This window comes from Burkholderia sp. HI2500 (genome assembly GCF_002223055.1).
GTDB lineage: Bacteria > Pseudomonadota > Gammaproteobacteria > Burkholderiales > Burkholderiaceae > Burkholderia.
This window is the reverse complement of the sequence record NZ_NKFL01000007.1, coordinates 877,392-895,014: the sequence shown is the minus strand read 5'-3', so window position 1 is coordinate 895,014 and position 17,623 is coordinate 877,392. Positions and strand designations below refer to the sequence as shown.

Here is a 17,623-nt window from a genome sequence, read left to right as displayed (position 1 = left end):
TTGGACGGTATTGAAATTAGAGCATCGCTCTAATCCGACGTCTGCCCCGTAATCCAAGGACACGGCGTTTCGCGCACCGGATCAATACGGCTTGTTATTGAGGTGCACGTTCGCGCTTGCTAACGATCGGCGCTTCCTGCGAGGTCGGGCGCGTACGGGTCCAGCAGTGACACGACGACCTTGCGCTCGCCTTCGAACGGGTTGCGGCCATGCGCGAAGCGCATGTTGTCGACCAGCAGGACGTCGCCTCGCTGCCATGGAAACGTGATCGCGCATGCGCGGAACGCGGTGCGGATCTGCTCGAGGTCGGCGAGATCGAATGGACTCCCGTCGCCGTGGCTGGCATTGCGCGGAATGCGATCCTCGCCGAACAGGCTGACGATCGAACGGGCGAGCGAGGCTTCCAGGTTCGACAGATGGAACAGATGGGCCTGATTGAAGAACACCCGGTCGCCGGTGACCGGATGGTAGGCCACGCCCTGGTTGACCTGGGCGGTGCGCAACGTGTCGTCGTCGAGCCATTCATGCTCGATGCCGTTGTCCGCGCAGAAGGCGGCAACCTGGCTGCGGTCGCGGGTCTGGAACACGGTTTCCCACGGAATGTCGACGTGCCGCCGGTAGTGCCTGACATAGCGGACCTGCTTCGCTTCGAAGTGATCCAGGAGGCGCGGTCCGATCCGGCGGCTCACCTCCCGCATGTCGGCAATCGGCGTTTCGCCGCCGGTCGCGGCCGGCGTCAGGCAACAGAATGCGACTCTCAGCGGCCAGCTTCGTTGATATGCGTTTTCGCAATGAAGGGCGATCGTCTCGCTCGGCGGATACTCGGTCGCGGTGAAGATGCCGTTGCCGATCGAGGTGCGCGGCGTGGAACGATAGACGTAGTCGGACTGATGGGCCGAAATCGCGTGAGCAAACGCTTCGAAGCCGCCCACGGATGAAACGTCGAAGCCGCGAAACAGCAGTGCGCCATGTTCCAGCAGCCGGGATTCCAGTGCCACCCGGTTGTCGTTCACCGCCCGCGCGAGATCACGCCCGTTCGACACGGGTTCCAGCAGCCACGGCGAGCTACCCTCGGCAAGCAGCTTGCGTTCCGTCATGCCCAGCATCGTCAATAGTCCTTTCCTGTACGTGGATCACGACGCAACCGAACGGGTCGGCCTGCGTGGTCGCGCCGCGGTGCGGCTAGGCACGGCAGGCCGTTTCCACGGCATGCTCGAAGCGATTGAGGATTTCGTGGATATCCGCATCCGAAACGATCAGCGGCGGCAGGAACCGGAGTACCGCACCGTTGCGCCCGCCGGTTTCGACGATGAGCCCGTTTTGCAGGCAGTTCCGCTTGATGGCTTTTGCCCGTTCCGTGTGGGGCGGGCCGGTTCGACCATGGGTGCCGGGCACGACGACTTCAGCGCCGATCATCAGGCCGCGGCCGCGAATCTGGCCCAGGCACGGAAAGCGTTCGGCAAGCCCCTCGAGGCCGGCCACCAGCAGTTTGCCGACCCGGTCCGCGTGCGCCGACAGATTCTCCCGTTCGACGATGCGCATGGTCGACAAGCCGGCCACCATCGCAATCTGGTTGCCTCGAAAGGTGCCGGCATGCGCGCCCGGCGGCCAGGTGTCCAGGCGCTCGTCGTAGACCACCACCGATAATGGATAGCCGCCGCCGAATGCCTTCGACAGCACGAGTACGTCCGGCCGGATGCCGGAATGTTCGACAGCGAACAGCGCGCCGGTTCGACCGAGTCCGGTCTGCACTTCATCGACGATCAACGGGATTTCATGCCGCAGCGTCAGCTCACGCAACTCGATCAGCCAGGTGTCGGGAGCGGGGATGCAACCCCCTTCGCCTTGCACGACTTCGACGATGATGGCCGCCGGTTTGGTGATCCCGCTCTCCGGATCGGACAGGACGGTCCGGATGTAGTTGATGCTGAGTTGATCGGTCGCCGAGCCGTCGGTGCCGAACGGGCAGCGAAAGGCATAGGGATAGGGCAGGAAATGAACGTCGCGTCCGTTGCCGCCGGCCGATTTCGGCGTGAGGTTTCCCGACACGGCGAGTGCGCCGGCCGTCATGCCGTGGTAGGCGCCGTGGAACGCCATGATCGCCGGGCGGCCCGTATAGTGCCGGGTCAGCTTGATCGCCGCTTCGACGCCGTCCGCCCCACTCGGGCTACAAAACTGGATCTTGCCGGATTCGGCGATCTTCCCGGGCAGGAGCGAGAAAAGCTGCTCGACGAACGCGTGCTTGGCCGGCGTCGCCAGGTCGAGTGCCTGTTGCATCTGATCGGACGACAGAAACCGCATCACGGCTTCATTGACTTCCGGGTGATTGTGTCCGAGCGCGAGCGTGCCCGCATTCGACAGGCAGTCGATGTATTCCTGCCCGTCGGCGTCGCGTACGCGTATGCCCTTGGCATGGGTAAACAGCCGCGGGAAAGAGGTTGCGTAGGTTCGCGCGTTCGATTCGACCTGCTTAAGATACTCGATTTTTTCCATGCGCGAAGATCCGGCTTGCGAGGCGGATTGATGGACACTGGCGCACGAGAATCGCTTCATCCCGGCCAATGGTGTTAACGGTACGACCGGATTGGAGCATGGTCTCCGCATCACGTCTGTCACGTAAAAATGGGACATCAGCCAGGCGACGTCACCCCGTCATGCCATTGCCTTTTGATCATCGAAGCGGGGTTTCCAGGCGCGACGTCAGGCAGCGAGCGTCGAACAGAAATAATCGATGGTCCGCCGCAGCCCCGTTTCGAGCCCGATCGTCGGCTCCCAGTCGAGGTGGGCGCGTGCGAGGCTGATGTCGGGGCAACGTTGGGTCGGATCATCCTTTGGCAGCGGACGGAATACGAGCCGCGACTTCGAGCCGGTCAGGCGCAAGATGATCTGCGCCAGTTCGCTGACCGCGATCTCGTGCGGATTGCCGAGGTTGATCGGGCCGGTGAGCTCCGCGGGCGTGGCCATCATCCGGATCAAACCGTCGACCATGTCGTCGACATAGCAGAAGGCCCGGGTCTGGCTGCCGTCGCCATACAGCGTGATGTCCTCGCCGCGCAGCGCCTGCACGATGAAGTTGGACACCACGCGGCCGTCGTTGGGATGCATGCGCGGCCCGTACGTGTTGAAGATGCGTACCACCTTGATGCGTACGTTCTGCTGGCGGTGATAGTCGAAGAACAGCGTCTCCGCGCAACGTTTGCCTTCGTCGTAGCAGGCGCGCGGCCCGAGCGGGTTGACGTTGCCGCGGTAACTTTCCGGTTGCGGGTGCACGTCAGGGTCGCCGTACACCTCGCTCGTCGAGGTTTGCAGAACGCGCGCATGCGTGCGCTTGGCGAGCCCCAGCATGTTGATCGCGCCCATCACGCTGGTCTTGGTGGTCTGCACGGGATCGAATTGATAGTGGATCGGCGAAGCCGGGCAGGCGAGGTTGTAGATCTCGTCCACCTCCACGTACAACGGAAAGGTGACGTCGTGACGCAGCGCCTCGAAGCTCGGGTTGCCGAGCAGCGCCGCGACGTTCTGCTTCGTGCCGGTGAAATAGTTGTCGACGCACAAGACGTCGTGACCGAGTTCGACCAGGCGCTCGCAAAGATGCGAACCGAGGAAACCCGCGCCACCTGTTACGAGGATTCGCTTTCGATTACGTTGCACAATGGCACTCCAAGTATCGCGTGCAGGGAAGCGACGCGGCCTCCCGACTTGCTTGACCGGCCCGCGGCTCCGGCAGGGGAGCGGATCAGGCGCGCGGGCGTTTTCATTCGACGATCACGGCACCGGCCGGCACGCCGATCGCGAGGATCGGCCCGTCATGCCTGCAGTGCGCTCGACGCGGCGTGTTCCGCGCGCCGCATGCGCGCCGCGATGACGCCGGCCATCGTCCGCATTTCGTTTCTCAGAAAGAAATGATCTCCATCGATGACGTGAAAATCGAAGCGCCCGGTCGTCGCGGCGCCCCAGCCCGCAACGGCATCGACGGGGACCTCGTTGTCCCCCCGGCCCGCGAATGCGGTGATATCCACCGCCAGCCTGGGCCCGGGCACGGGCCGGTGGTTTTCGATCAGCGTGAAATCCGCACGCAGCGCCGGCATCAGCAGCGCCATCAGTTCGCCGTTGTCCAGCACCGCTTTCGGTGTGCCGCCCATCTCGCGCAGCGCATCGATGAAGGCGCGATCATCCAGCGCCTGCATGCGCCGATCGTGGCGCTCCTGGCCCGGTGCGGCACGCGCGCTCACGAACAGATGCCGCAGGTTCGGTCGTGCGTGGGCGGGAAGTCGCAGGGCCAGTTCGGCCGCAATCGCCGCGCCCATGCTGTGTCCGAGCAGCGCGAAGGGACGATCGAAGCAGTTGTCCAGGTCGCGCAGCAACGTGTCGACCAGCGTCGACATGTCTCGGATGGCAGGCTCGGACAGGCGGCCGCCTCGGCCGGCAAGTTCATGACCGCGCACTTCGATGCCGGGCAACAAGGTTTGCAGCGCGCGGTAGACGGCGGCCGAGCCGCCCGCATACGGAAAACAGATCAGACGCATGCGGGCGGGTACTCGAGTGGCTCGCTTGCTACCGGGGCACAGGCGATCGCGCTGTGGAAATTCACGGATTCGGCGTTTGTCACCATTCAGGTTCCAGTCGTTGTTGGCATGGCGATGCGTAGGCAAGCCTCACTTGGAGCGCAACGGGTGCGGCAGCGACGCGCGTGTTGGTTCACACGTCGATAGCCGGTTCGTCGTCGCTGTGTACAAGCAGTGCGTCAAGCACATCGGAATTCATCGAAGCATTGACGGGCTTCATGAACCTTCAAGGTGCGCGCGCCGCCCGGATTCGGAGTGCGCCCGATCCGGTTGGGCATGAGTTAAACATGCGGCCGCGCGGATGTATGTCGTAGGAAGAGGGGACGCGCGTCTTCGGCCATGTCGAATCCATCCCAATCTGAATGGATGGCGGTGCGCAGACACCACGGAGCGTCGATATTTCGATATTCATTTCCGGCTGGTGTACCGGTTTCACGCGCGCGGATTGACGTGCGCCGCTTCCAGCCCGCTTGCTCGCGATCGCGCAGTTGGTTATTCTGATGCGCATGACCCATTCGCAAACCCGTTCGATCATTTGCGCCGCAATGTTGCCGGCGGGATAGCGATCGACTGAATGGATATCGTCAAAACCCGCCCGGAAGGCGGGTTTTCGCTTTCTGGGCGTTCGAGGGAGAGCCTGGAAATGCAGACAGCGAAATCATTTCATGCGACGGCATCGGACGATGCCGTGTTGCTCCACATGGTATGCGGCAAGATCGCGTCCGGAAAATCGACGCTCGTCGCGCGACTCGCGAGCGCCGGGCCGGTCGTTTCGATCAGCGAGGACGCGTGGCTCGCGCAGCTCTATCCGGGCGAGATCCTGTCGATCGACGACTATGTCCGGTGCGCGAAGCGCGTCGGCCACGTGATGGCCGATCAGGCTCGCGCGGTACTGCAGGCCGGTGTGTCGGTGGTGCTCGATGTGCCGTTCAACACCGTCGCCGCGCGTGCATGGGGGCTCGCCGTTTCTCGGGCCGCCGGCCGTGGCCATCGACTGCATTACCTGGACGTCAGCGATGGCGTTTGCAAGGCGCGGCTGCACGCACGCAATGCGCGAGGCGACCATCCGTTCCAGGCGTCGGATGCCGAGTTCGAACGGATCACGCGGCACTTCGTCGCGCCGGCTGCGACGGAAGGGCTGAACATCGTCGCTTATGACGAAGCCGGTTCCGTCAGGCTCTCTTCGTAACGGTGCGACAGCATGGAGAACATCGAATATCCGTCTGAAACACTCGATCTGCCGATGGTGCAGGTTCCCGCCGGGACCATCGCATTGAGGGACGACCGGATCGGCCGCACCTGGTGCGTCGAATTGCGACGCTTTGCGATTGGCCGCTATCCGGTGACGCAGGCGCAATATGCGGCGGTAACGGGCCTGTCGCCGTCGTCGCATGGCGGAGCGCACTGCCCGGTGGAAAACGTATCGTGGCTCGATGCCGTCCGGTTCTGCAACCGGCTGTCGACGGCCGACGGTCTGTCTTGCGGTTACGAAATCGACGAAGACGGCACGAGCGCCTCCCCGATTCCCGGCAGCAGCGGCTACCGGCTGCCCACCGAAGCGGAGTGGGAGTACGCGTGCCGCGCGGGAACACAGGGCTCGCGGTATGGCGAACTCGATGCCATCGCGTGGTACCGGGACAATTCCGGCGGCCGCACGCACGACGTCGGCCGGAAACAGCCCAATGGCTGGGGGCTGCACGACATGCTGGGCAACGTGTGGGAGTGGTGCGCGGATCAGTACGACCCGGCGGTCTACGGTTCGTATCGCGTGTTTCGCGGCGGGGGCTGGGCCGATGTCGAACGGGGCTGCCTGGCGACGAATCGCCGTCGCAGTCATCCGACCTTTGCAATCGACGATCTGGGGTTTCGCGTTGCGCGGTCGCTTGATGCGGGGGACGGGCGACTCGTGACCGCGGTGCGTGGATCGCCCGGAGATTGACGGCGTTGGCCGCGTTGCGCCGCCCCTTTGCTGACAGCAGGAGCCCGGCGCACAATACTCCCGGAAATTTCTTCGGAGGCTGCCCGACATGGCCAGGTTCCAGCCCGATGGATGGCATACCGTCACGCCCCGGATCGTCGTGCCTGATCCTGAAAACCTGATCGAATTCATCCGAACGGTATTTCACGCACAGGGCGAGTACCGCCCGGGGCTGCCCGCGGAAATCAGGATCGGTGATTCCGTCGTGATGATCAGCGGGGAAGATGGCCTGCGTGAGCCGATGCCGGCATTCCTGTACGTGTATGTCGAGGATGCCGACCTGACCTACCGGCGGGCGCTTGCAGCGGGTGCGACTACGCTCGAAGCCCCCGCCGACATGCCATACGGCGACAGGCGGGCGATGGTGCAGGATCCGTGGGGGAATCGATGGCAGATCGCAACGCATCAGCGCGACCTGTCGGTTGACGAGATTCGTTCGAGGCTGACGAACGGCGGCTAGATACCCGTCGGAGTGCGTCGAAGTGATCAGGATGCCTTTCTTCACTCCCAGATGATCGTCGGCACGGCTTCGCGCACTCGTCACGTACCGCTTCGCCGCTGCCCCTGTCGCAATCGTCAAGATTCACGTCGCGTATCGGTAAAACCTCCCCGTTCCCGCCGCCGTTAACCCGTTCGCAGCCCATGCGCCCCGTGTTGCGACACGGCGCGCGTCTTTCGTGATCCGGAATCCACATCCGCCGCTGGCCGCGCCCGGCCCGCGCAAGGGAACGTCATGCGAAAACAACTCACTATCCGTGGTGGCCTCGTCGCGACCATCGCCGGCTATACCGTGCTGCTCGTGCTGGTGGTCGGCGCGAGCATCGCGGCCCTCTATATGGGCAACGGTTCGCTCGAGGCGATGTACCGCGACGACACCGCGTCGCTGCTGCACCTGAAGACCAGCTCCGAGCGGATGCTCGTGCTGCGCGAACGCATGAGCGACGTCGCGCAGATCATCAGCGCCGGCCACTCGGCCAAGGAAGAGATCGCGAAACTCCGCACGCTCCTCAAGCAGAGCAACGACGAACTGGATGCCTATGCGGGGCTGCACGCGCGCAACGCCGACGAGCAGGCGCTGTTCGACACGCTGCAGAATCGCCGTCGGGCGTTGCTCGACCGCGTGTTCCTGAAGGCGCTCTCGCAACTCGACGGCGACGACGGCTTCGGCTTCCTCGACACGCAGCGTACCGCGCCGCCCGAGCTGTTCGCCGCCTACCAGGAGGCGATCGATGCGCTCGAGGCGTTCCAGGTCGCGCGCGAAAGGGCGCGCTACGAGGCGGCCGGCGTGCAGTTCCACCGGATCGTGTGGGGGATGGCGGCGGTCGCGGCCTTCGCACTCGTCGTCGGCTTCCTTGCGCAGCGCGTGCTCGCGAAGGCGATCATCGAGCCGATCAAGCTCGCGGTCGGCCAGTTCGAGAAGATCTCGACAGGCGACCTGACCGGAACGGTCGTGGTGCCCGGCGAGAACGAGATGGCCTATCTGCTGCATGCACTGAAGCGGATGCAGGACGGCCTCGTCGACACCGTGAACCAGGTGCGCACGAGCACGGAGACGATCGTCGGCGACGTCCGGACGATCGCGAGCGGCAACGTCGACCTGTCGGCGCGCACCGAGCAGCAGGCCGTCTCGCTGCAACAGGCGGCGGCGAGCGTCGAGCAACTGACGGCGGCCGTGCGCCAGAACGCGGACAACGCGCGCGATGCGCGCACCTATGTCGAAGGCGCGGCCGGCATCGCGTCGCGCGGCGGCGAGGCGATGCAGCGCGTGGTGGAGACAATGTCGGCGATTTCGCTCAGTTCCACGCGGATCTCCGGGATCGTCGGCGTGATCGAAAGCATCGCATTCCAGACCAACATCCTCGCGTTGAATGCTGCCGTCGAAGCCGCACGCGCCGGCGAGCAGGGGCGCGGCTTCGCGGTCGTCGCGACGGAAGTGCGCGGGCTCGCGCAGCGTTGCGCGTCGGCGGCGAAGGAGATCCGCGAACTGATTGGCCATTCCGCGCAGCGTGTCGAAGACGGCAGCGGGCTCGTCGCACTGGCCGGTTCGGCGATGGCCGAGCTCGTCGCGGCGGTCGAGCGCGTCAATACGATCATGAACGAAACCGGCCAGGCGTTCGAGGAGCAGGCGTCGGGCATCGAGCAGGTGAACGCCGCGGTCATCCAGATGGAGCAGACGATGCAGCGCAACGCCGCGCTGGTCGAGGAGGCCGCGGCCGCGGCGCTGTCGCTCGATGAACAGGGCGCGCGGCTGAGTGCGGCGGTTGCGCAGTTCCGTCTGCGTGACGAGGCGCTCGCCTGATGCACCGATACGGGCGACCGGAGCGGGATCGACGGGCCGGCTTGCCGCCAACGCGGTGCACCGGCGTCGAAGCGGCACATTTCTGGTGCGGACTTCCTGACTGCCGACGTCGACGCGATCCATGCACTGGCGCGGTGAAGCACGACGATCGGCCGATCGCCGATCGCCGAGCGCGATGCGACGCGGTCTGCGTTCAGGGGCCCCGAGGCAGCACGGCGTAGCCGTGATCCTTGCCGGTCAAGGCGGACGGGCAATTTCTCCAACGTTCTCCACAGGGTTATGCACGGAAATTGTGGATAACTCGAGGAGATGAACGACAGCCGGAAATTCCCGAGCGCGCGTGTCGCAATGCGACATCACATCCTGCGAATTGCTTTGCTGGAATGATCGTTTCGTGGCGGTCAGCGAAGGGAATAGCATGAAGATCCCCTTCGATTGACCGCCGTATGCGCGGCCGGTCATTGCGACCGTATCGACCCGACATGACGACACTGAACGACTATCTCGAACAAAAGCGCGACGCGTGGCTCGCGAAAAAGGAAGCCGCCCGCAGCAATCCCGAACTCAAGGCGACCCCGCTGAAAGCGACCGTGCGCGCGCTGGGCCGCAGCGGCGTGCGGGAGATCCGCATTCGCGACTTCCAGGTGATCAGCGACAGCCCGCCCGATTTCGCGGGCTATAACCTCGGGCCGGCGTCGCCGGAGCTGCAGCTCGGCGTGCTCGGCAGTTGCCTGACGCACATCACGCTGATCCAGGCAGCGGAGCGCGGCCTGAAGATCGACTCGATCGAGGTCGAGGTGACCGGCGACCAGCATCCGCTCGCGCAGCAACCGGGGTTCGAGCATGTGCCGGTGTTCCCGCACAACCTTCGCTATACGCTCGATATCGTCTCGCCCGAACCGCCGGAGACGATTCGGGCACTGCATCAGGCGGTCGAGGCCATCTGCCCGATCTTCAACCTGCTGAGACTGCCGCAGACGATCGACGGCGAGTTGCGGCATACGCACGGTTGAAGTGCGCCCGGTGGGTTGCAGCATGTCACCTCGCTGAGCGGTGAGCAGGCGCGCGACACCTCGCGCACCGTGGCGGCGCTCCGATACGGCTGCGATTCCTGCAGCATCGGTATTCGATGACGGATGCGTCGCCCCGGCGCTGAACGCGTGCCGAATGGGGGCCGGGCGACGCCGGTCGTGAACCGGCGGGCGCGAAGTCAGGCTTCGGAGGCCTGAAGGTCGCGCGGTCGGCGCGTCGTCTCGTCGGCACGATCCTGAAGCTGCTGGAATGCGTCCAGCAGCCGCGCGCGCAGCACGGCCAGCGTCGGGTCGCGCCGATCGCGCGGCCGGGCGACCCCGACGTGGATCTCGTCGTCGATGCGGCCCGGATTGGGCGCGAGCATCAGCACGCGATCGCCGAGATACAACGCTTCGTCCAGATCGTGCGTGACGACGATCGCGGCCGTCCGGTGCCGCGCGACGACATCGAGCAGCAGCGTCTGCAACCGCATCCGGGTGATCGCATCGACCGCGCTGAACGGTTCGTCGAGCAGCAGCAGGTCGGGCTCGCCGAACAGCCCGCGCGCGATCGCCGCACGCTGCGCCATTCCCCCCGACAACGTGGCCGGCAGTTGCCGGGCGACCCCGGCCAGGCCGACTTCGTCGAGCAGCCGTGCGACGGCCGGCTCGCGGCCGCCGCGCGGGCCGGCCGCAAAGCCGACGTTGTCCGCGATCGATAGCCACGGCAGCAGCCGCGGCTCCTGGAAGATCACACCGGCGCGCGGGGACGGGCCGTCGAGTGCGACGCCGCCCAGCTTCACGCTGCCGCGGAAATCCGTATCGAGGCCGGCGACGATCCGCAGCAGCGTGCTCTTGCCGCAACCACTCGGGCCGACCACGCAGACGATCTCGCCGCGCGCAACCTGCAGCGGGACATCGGCGAGGATCGTGCGATCGCCGTAAAGCTTGCGGGTGATGCGCACGTCGAGCAGCGGTGTCGCGGTGCGCGCCGCCGTGTGTGCGGAAGAACGTATGCTCATGCCGACCCTTTACGTGGCGTGTGGTCGAATGCATCGCGCCAGCCGAGCCAGCGCGACTCGATGCGCGCCATCGCGCCGTCGGTCAGCTTGCCGAGCAGCGCCAGCAGCAGGATCGCCCCGAACACGAGATCCGGGCGGCCGGTTTCGCGGCCGTCGCTCAACAGGAAGCCGAGCCCGCGCGTGGCCGCGATCAGCTCCGCGGCCACCATGAACATCCACGCGAGGCTGAGGCCGGTGCGCAAGCCGGTGACGATCTGCGGCAGCGCGGCCGGCAGCAGGATGCGGCGGAACAGCACGAACGGGCCGAGCCGGTACACCGCGCCGAGTTCGACGAGCTTGCGGTCGACGTCGCGAATGCCGGCGACCACCGCGAGGTGGACCGGGAAGAACGCGCCGATGGCGATCAGCGTGATCTTCGGTGCTTCGTCGATGCCGAGCCACAGCAGCAACACCGGCACCCATGCGAGCGACGGAATCGCGCGCAGCGCCTGGAACGTCGGTTCGAACAGCGCGTCGATCCGGCGGCTCAGGCCCATCGCCGCGCCGACGACGAGCGCGAGTCCGGCGCCCGCCGCAAACCCCGCCGCGACCCGCAGCGTACTCGCGCCGACATGGCGCGCCACGCGCGTGACGCCGAGGCGGGCGAGCGTGTCGAGAATCTCGCTCGGTGCGGGGACGAGATGATTCGGCAGCCAGCCCTGCCGCACGACGACCTCCAGCAACGCGAGCGCCGCGAACGGCAGCGCGAGGCCCGCGATCCGCCACCGGCGAAGCGGATCGCGCCGGCCAGCGGGCGGCGAAGCGGGGCGGCGGGGCGCGAGCGTGTCGTCGCGGGCGGCGGTGTCGGTCATGGGCGGCAGTCTCAGCGCGATGCGTCGACGAGCGGGCGCGCGAACGACGGATCGATCAGCGTATCGACGATCTTCGCGGGATCGACTCCGGGCTTGGTCAGCTGTTCGGCCGTCAATACGGGGGCGGCCGCCTTCAGCGCCGCTCGCTGGGTGTCGCCCGGAACGGGATCGCTGAAGTCGTTGCGCTGCAGCTGCAGTTTCGCCACCGGCAGCGACACCTTCGATTCGTCGGCGACGATCTGCGCGGTGTCGGCCGGATGCGCGACGATCCACTGGCGCGCGCGATCGTAGACCTTCAGCACGCGCGTGACCGCCTGCGGATACTGGCTGGCGAACGCGTCGCGGACGTTCAGGAAGCCATAGGTGTTGAACGCGACATTGCGATAGAGCAGGCGCGCGCCGTCGTCGAGCTGGGCCGCGGCCATGTGCGGATCGAGGCCGGCCCACGCATCGACCTGGCCGTTCGCAAGCGCGGTGCGCCCGTCCGGATGCTGCAGGTTGACGATCTCGACGTCGTCGCGGGTCAGGCCGACCGTGTGCAGCGCGCGTAGCGTGAACAGGAACGGATCGGTGCCGCGCGTCGCGGCGATTTTCTTGCCCTTCAGGTCCGCGAGCGAGCGGATCGGCGAATCCTTGCGGACCACCAGCGCGGTCCACTCGGGGCGCGAGAACACGTAGACCGTATGGATCGGGTTGCCGTTCGCACGCGCGAGCACCGACGCGAGACCCGCGGCGGAACCGAAATCGACCGCGCCGCTGTTCAGGTATTCGAGCGCACGATTGCTGCCCAGGCTCAGCACCCAGCGAATCGACGTGCGGTCGGCCTTGAATTCGTCTTCGAGCCAACCGAAGTGGCGGATCACCAGGCTCTCCGGTGAGTAGTAGGCATAGTCGACGCGGATCTCCGCGGGCGTCGCGGCGCGTGCGTGCACCGAGACGAGGCTGGCGAACGCGGCAACGACGAGGGCCGCGGATTGCCACGCGCGGGACCAGGACAGCTTCATCGGGGATTCTCCGGAAGGGCGGCAAGATGCCGCGAACAGGCAGGGTGACCGGCCAATGTAACGAAGCATCGGCGCGCCGTGAACGAAGAAATCCGCGATTGAACATGCACGCTGCTGCTAAGCGTGGATGGCGAGCAACTTTATGACGCGGGCCGATTAATTTATCGATTTATATCGCTTGGGATAACGGAATCGGGAGAACAGAATGCGTGCTGCCGGAACGTGATGGCGTCGCGTGTCGAGCGGCGTCTGGCCGCGCATGGTCGCTGTCGATCGCGAATGAATATGCCCGACTTCCGGCTTCATGCGGACATCGCCGATCATTCGGCGAAACACTAAGGAATGCGATGAGTTCGATCGATCTGAACGCCGTTACACCGGTTTCCTCGCCCATTCGCTCGGCAAGCGACGTCGCGCGCCTGATCAACACGGTGGACAGCTCGGTCAGCCATGCCCGGATGATCGTGCTGCTGGCGCTGGGCGGCGTGTTTCTCGATGCGTACGACCTGACGACGCTGTCCTACGGGATCGACGACGTGGCGCGCGAGTTCGGCCTGACACCGGCACTGACCGGGCTGGTCGGGTCGGCGATCATGATCGGCACGATCTTCGGCAGCCTGATCGGCGGATGGCTGACCGACAAGATCGGCCGCTATCAGGTGTTCATGGCCGACATGCTGTTTTTCGTGGTCGCGGCGATCGCGGCCGGGCTCGCGCCGAACGTGTGGGTGCTGATCGGCGCGCGCTTCGTGATGGGGCTCGGGGTCGGCATCGACCTGCCGGTCGCGATGGCGTTTCTCGCGGAATTCTCGAAGTTCAACGGCCGCGGCAACAAGGCGTCGCGGCTCGCGGCGTGGTGCCCGATGTGGTACGTGGCGTCGTCGGCCTGCTTCCTGCTGATCTTCGGGTTGTATTTCCTGCTGCCCGCCGAGCATGCGGGATGGCTGTGGCGCGCGTCGCTGATCTTCGGTGCGGTGCCGGCGCTCGTCATCATTCTGTTCCGGAACCGGTTCATGAACGAGTCGCCGCTGTGGGCCGCGAACCAGGGTGACCTGGCCAACGCCGCGCGGATTCTGCGCGAGTCGTACGGGATTCATGCGCACGAAGCAGAGGACGCCCGACGCGCGCCGAGCCAGCCGCCCGTGCGCATTCGTGTGCTGTTCCAGCGCCCGTACCTGGGACGCACGATCGTCGCCAGCGTGATGAACCTGTGCATCCCGTTCGAATACACGGCGATCGCGTTCTTCCTGCCGTCGATCCTGTCGCAGTTTCTCGGCGCGGGCGTGTTCGAAACGATCGCGGCGTCGCTGGCGCTGAACGTGCTGTTTGCGTTCACCGGCGGCTTGCTGGGCATGCGCCTTGCCCATCGCCATGCGTCACGCCATGTCGCGATCGCGGGCTTCGCGCTGCAGTTCGTCGCGCTCGTGGCGCTCGCGCTGGCAGGGCATCCGCATGGCGCGCTCGCGATCGGCTTCGTGCTGCTGATGCTGGGCACCTGGCTGTTCGCCGAAGGGTTCGGGCCCGGCGCGCAGATGATGATCTACCCGACGCTGTCGTATCCGGCGGCGATCCGCGGCACCGGCGTCGGCTTCGGGCGTTCGCTGTGCGGCATCGGTCAGGCGCTCGCGCTGTTCGTGCTGCCGATCCTGCAGGCGCGGCTCGGCACGGACATGTTCTGGGTCGTCGCGATCAGCGCCGCCACGCCGATCGTGTTCCTGTTGATCGTGCGTTATGAGCCGACGGCGCGTGATATCGATGATGACGGCGGTGTTTGAACGCGGTCGAGGTTAGACTTCCTTAGGGAAACGCGCGCACGGTGGGTGCGCGCGTCGTCGTGGGTTGCCGCAGCCGCACGTTTCGCCCGCTCGATGGACGAGCGCGGAAGCGGAGCCCGCATCGGGTGTCGAATGAGGGGGAAGGGGCGATCAGGTGGCGGCGTGCCGGGCGAGTGTCGGCCCGACGCACCAGTTGTTGCTCATCGTGAAGCCGGCCGGCCCGCACACGGCAGGCCGACCAGCCGCCGAATGGTCGTCACGCTCAGGCGGCTACCCGCTCGGCATCGCGCTTGACCTGCTCGATGTCGCGATACTGCGCGGCCGGATGCTCGTCCGGCAGCCGCGCCGACCCGCCGAACAGTTTCTCGCGCAGCGTGCCCTGCGCATAGCCGGTCGGATACACGCCACGCCGTTGCAACTCGGGCACGAGATAACGCACGACATCCTCGAAGGTTTCGTGCGCCACCGCATACGCGAGGTTGAAGCCGTCCACGTCGGTGGCGGCGACCCATTCCTGCAGGATGTCCGCGACGGTTTCCGCCGACCCGACGAACACCGGCCCCAGGCCGCCGATGCCGCCCCAGGCCGCCAGTTCCTCGATCGTCCACGCGGTGTCACCGCCCGCGAGGTGCTCGACCGCCGACACGATCGCATTCGTTTCGACGCGCCGGACGGGATCGTTCGGCGCGTACTGGCCGAAGTCGATGCCGGTCCAGCCGGACATGAACACCAGCGACCCGTCATACGATACGTACTTGCGGTATTCGTCGAACTTGGCCTGCGCCTTCTCGTCGGTCTCGTCGACGATCACGGTGACGAGGTTGTAGATCAGGACCTTGCTCGCGTCGCGCCCGGCGGCCGCGGCCTGCGCGCGCACGTCGGCCACGTAGCGCGCGAGCTGCGGGCGCGTCGGCGCGGCGACGAACACGCATTCCGCGTGCTGCGCCGCGAACGCCTTGCCGGGGCCGGACGCGCCGGCCTGGAACAGCACCGGCGTGCGCTGCGGCGACGGCTCGCACAGGTGGTAGCCGGGCACGTCGAAGAAACGGCCCTTGTGGCCGATCTCGTGCACCTTCTCCGGATGCGTGAACACGCGGCCGTCGCGATCGCGCACGACCGCGCCGTCTTCCCAGCTGCCCTCGAACAGCTTGTACAGCACCTCGACGTATTCGGCCGCGACCGCATAGCGGTCGTCGTGCGTGCGCAGGCCGTTGTCGCCGACGTTCTTCGCACCGCTTTCAAGGTAGGACGTGACGATGTTCCACGCGAGCCGGCCCTTCGTGTGATGGTCGGCGGTCGACAGCCGGCGTGCGAACGTGTACGGGTGCTCGAACGTCGTCGATGCAGTGATGCCGATGCCGAGATGCTCGGTCGCCATCGCGATCGGCGCGGCGAGCTGCAGCGGATCGTTGACCGGGATCTGCGCGGCCTGGTGCAGCGCGTGGTAATTGCTGCCCTTGTAGACGTCGTAGTAGCCGATCACGTCCGCGATGAAGATCGCGTCGAAAATCCCGCGTTCGAGCACACGGGCGAGGTCGGTCCAGTAGTCGAGATCCTTGTATTGCCACGACCGGTCGCGCGGATGCGCCCACAGCCCGGGCGACTGATGGCCGACGCAGTTCATCTCGAACGCATTGAAGCGGATGGTCTTGCTCATTGGGCGGCTCCTGTCTCTGCATGCGTGCTCGTGTTTGAACTCGCACCCGGGCCGTTGCCGATCTGCCAGACGAACGGCGGCGTGCGCCCGTTGATGACCCAGTCGCCGACGATCCGCGCCTTGTAGACGAGCGGATTGTGCGACGACACGGTGCGCGCGTTGCGCCAGTGACGATCGAGCGCCGTCGTGCTGCGGGTTGCCGACGCACCCAGCGCGTCGAACAGGCGCGTCGCCGCGCGCAGCACGAGGTCCGAGACGACGAGCTGGCTTTGCGCGGATTCGATCTCGGCCGCCACGTTCGCATCGTGCTCGGCCGCCTCGTCGCCATCGAAGTGCGCCTCGTAGGCCCGTTGCAGCGGCTGCGCGGCGCGCAGCGCGAGCGCGTCGGCCGCATAGGCCCACGACGCGATTTCGCCGATCACCTGCTGCAGCTGCGCGTCGTCGGCCGCGCGCGGGGCGTTGCCGTGGCTGTACACGCGGGTGCGGCGGCGCACCAGGTCGCCCGCGTCGCGCACGATCGCGTGGCCGATGCCGGCCAACGTCGCGACGTGGAAGAGCTGGTAGAACGCCGTCTGGTACTTGAAGCGTCGCGCGAAGTCGATCACGTCCCGCGCGTCGACCGTCGCGTCCTCGAAGCGCGTGGTGCCGCTGCCGGTCGTCGTCTGGCCGAAGCCGTCCCAGTCGTCTTCGCGGATCACGCCGGGCTGCGCGGTCGCGACGGCGACGATCACGTCGCGGCCGTCGTCCGCGCGCTGCGCGAACACGTCGATCCAGTCGGCGAACAGGCTGCCGGTGCTGTAGAACTTCCGGCCGTTCAGCACGAGCCGGCCATTCTTTTCAGATACCTTCGTGATGGTCTGGCCGAGCGCCACGTCGCCGGTTTCCGTCCATGCATTGCCGACGAGCTGGCCGCTCGCGAAGCGGTCGAACCAGGTCTGGCGATCGGCGCCGGGCGGCGCGTTCAGCCAGTCCTCGACGAACGCGAAGTGCCCGCGCAAGGCCTGCGGCAGATTGGAATCGGCGGTAGCGAGTTCGGTCAGCAGCCGGAACAGCTGCGGCAGCGACGCGCCGGCGCCGCCATCGCGCACCGGCAGCCGCACGGCGCCGAAGCCTGCGGCCTTCAGCCAGCCGATCGCCTCGTGCGGCAGCTCTCGGCGGCGTTCGCGTTCCGCGGTGCCGGCCGCGATGCGTTCGAAGATCGGCCTGAAGCGGCTGGCAAGCGCGTCATAGTCAGTGCCGGTGGAAAGTTCGGTTGCTGCGGGAGACGAAGTCATGCGGTGATCCTTGAAAGGCAGGGCCGTCGATGCCGGCAGGCCAGTATAGGAAGCACGCTGCTGACGATCCAATAACGGATTCGTACATCGTTATCGTCACCGGGCATTACGCGGGCGAGGCGGTGTGGCATCGATGCCGGGGCGTCGATATCGTCGCTGACGCGTGGTGCATTGCGGGCCGTGCACCG

15 protein-coding genes are annotated in these 17,623 nt (G+C 66.2%); 6 read left to right on the top strand and 9 right to left on the bottom strand.

What is annotated here, in order from left to right:
* Positions 1-119: 119 nt before the first annotated feature.
* From CFB45_RS36270 to CFB45_RS36255, 4 genes are all read right to left on the bottom strand, one after another.
* Positions 120-1,106 (bottom strand): TauD/TfdA family dioxygenase, encoded by a 987-nt coding sequence (locus tag CFB45_RS36270; RefSeq protein WP_089430144.1) that lies wholly within the window; start codon positions 1,104-1,106, stop codon positions 120-122.
* Between the two features lie 76 nt (positions 1,107-1,182).
* Positions 1,183-2,493, bottom strand: a complete 1,311-nt coding sequence (locus CFB45_RS36265) for a diaminobutyrate--2-oxoglutarate transaminase family protein (protein WP_089429886.1) — start codon at positions 2,491-2,493, stop codon at positions 1,183-1,185.
* A 207-nt stretch (positions 2,494-2,700) separates the two neighbouring features.
* The gene (locus tag CFB45_RS36260) at positions 2,701-3,651 is read right to left on the bottom strand and encodes a UDP-glucuronic acid decarboxylase family protein (RefSeq protein WP_089429885.1); all 951 of its coding nucleotides are present in this window, start codon (positions 3,649-3,651) and stop codon (positions 2,701-2,703) included.
* 155 nt (positions 3,652-3,806) lie between these two features.
* Entirely contained in the window at positions 3,807-4,526 is a 720-nt protein-coding gene (locus CFB45_RS36255) for a thioesterase II family protein (protein ID WP_089429884.1), read from the bottom strand.
* A gap of 682 nt (positions 4,527-5,208) precedes the next feature.
* Here CFB45_RS36255 and CFB45_RS36250 point away from each other — a divergent pair.
* The 5 genes from CFB45_RS36250 to CFB45_RS36230 all read left to right on the top strand — a co-directional run bounded on the left by CFB45_RS36250 (position 5,209) and on the right by CFB45_RS36230 (position 9,855).
* The gene (locus CFB45_RS36250; protein ID WP_089429883.1) at positions 5,209-5,754 is read left to right on the top strand and encodes an AAA family ATPase; all 546 of its coding nucleotides are present in this window, start codon (positions 5,209-5,211) and stop codon (positions 5,752-5,754) included.
* Between the two features lie 12 nt (positions 5,755-5,766).
* The gene (locus tag CFB45_RS36245) at positions 5,767-6,504 is read left to right on the top strand and encodes a formylglycine-generating enzyme family protein (RefSeq protein ID WP_089429882.1); all 738 of its coding nucleotides are present in this window, start codon (positions 5,767-5,769) and stop codon (positions 6,502-6,504) included.
* An 88-nt stretch (positions 6,505-6,592) separates the two neighbouring features.
* Positions 6,593-7,003, top strand: coding sequence for a VOC family protein (locus CFB45_RS36240; RefSeq protein ID WP_089429881.1), 411 nt, complete (start codon positions 6,593-6,595; stop codon positions 7,001-7,003).
* 273 nt (positions 7,004-7,276) lie between these two features.
* Positions 7,277-8,842: a methyl-accepting chemotaxis protein gene (locus CFB45_RS36235; RefSeq protein WP_089429880.1), complete on the top strand. Its 1,566-nt coding sequence runs from the start codon at positions 7,277-7,279 to the stop codon at positions 8,840-8,842.
* Between the two features lie 482 nt (positions 8,843-9,324).
* Positions 9,325-9,855: an OsmC family protein gene (locus CFB45_RS36230; RefSeq protein WP_089429879.1), complete on the top strand. Its 531-nt coding sequence runs from the start codon at positions 9,325-9,327 to the stop codon at positions 9,853-9,855.
* 197 nt (positions 9,856-10,052) lie between these two features.
* On the opposite strand, the gene CFB45_RS36225 is transcribed toward CFB45_RS36230, so the two are convergent.
* The 3 genes from CFB45_RS36225 to CFB45_RS36215 are packed head-to-tail and all read right to left on the bottom strand — an operon-like array spanning position 10,053 to position 12,729.
* The gene (locus tag CFB45_RS36225) at positions 10,053-10,874 is read right to left on the bottom strand and encodes an ABC transporter ATP-binding protein (RefSeq protein WP_089429878.1); all 822 of its coding nucleotides are present in this window, start codon (positions 10,872-10,874) and stop codon (positions 10,053-10,055) included.
* Positions 10,871-11,725, bottom strand: a complete 855-nt coding sequence (locus tag CFB45_RS36220; protein ID WP_179255147.1) for an ABC transporter permease — start codon at positions 11,723-11,725, stop codon at positions 10,871-10,873. Before CFB45_RS36220 ends, CFB45_RS36225 begins: the two co-directional genes overlap by 4 nt.
* Before the next feature lie 11 nt (positions 11,726-11,736).
* Positions 11,737-12,729: an aliphatic sulfonate ABC transporter substrate-binding protein gene (locus tag CFB45_RS36215; protein ID WP_089429877.1), complete on the bottom strand. Its 993-nt coding sequence runs from the start codon at positions 12,727-12,729 to the stop codon at positions 11,737-11,739.
* Between the two features lie 347 nt (positions 12,730-13,076).
* On the opposite strand from CFB45_RS36215, the gene CFB45_RS36210 reads away from it, so the two are divergent.
* The gene (locus tag CFB45_RS36210; protein ID WP_089429876.1) at positions 13,077-14,504 is read left to right on the top strand and encodes an MFS transporter; all 1,428 of its coding nucleotides are present in this window, start codon (positions 13,077-13,079) and stop codon (positions 14,502-14,504) included.
* A 262-nt stretch (positions 14,505-14,766) separates the two neighbouring features.
* Here the strand turns inward: CFB45_RS36210 and CFB45_RS36205 are convergent, their stop codons facing one another.
* Positions 14,767-16,161: an LLM class flavin-dependent oxidoreductase gene (locus CFB45_RS36205; protein ID WP_089429875.1), complete on the bottom strand. Its 1,395-nt coding sequence runs from the start codon at positions 16,159-16,161 to the stop codon at positions 14,767-14,769.
* Positions 16,158-17,435, bottom strand: a complete 1,278-nt coding sequence (locus CFB45_RS36200) for an acyl-CoA dehydrogenase family protein (RefSeq protein WP_089429874.1) — start codon at positions 17,433-17,435, stop codon at positions 16,158-16,160. Before CFB45_RS36200 ends, CFB45_RS36205 begins: the two co-directional genes overlap by 4 nt.
* Positions 17,436-17,623: the final 188 nt, after the last annotated feature.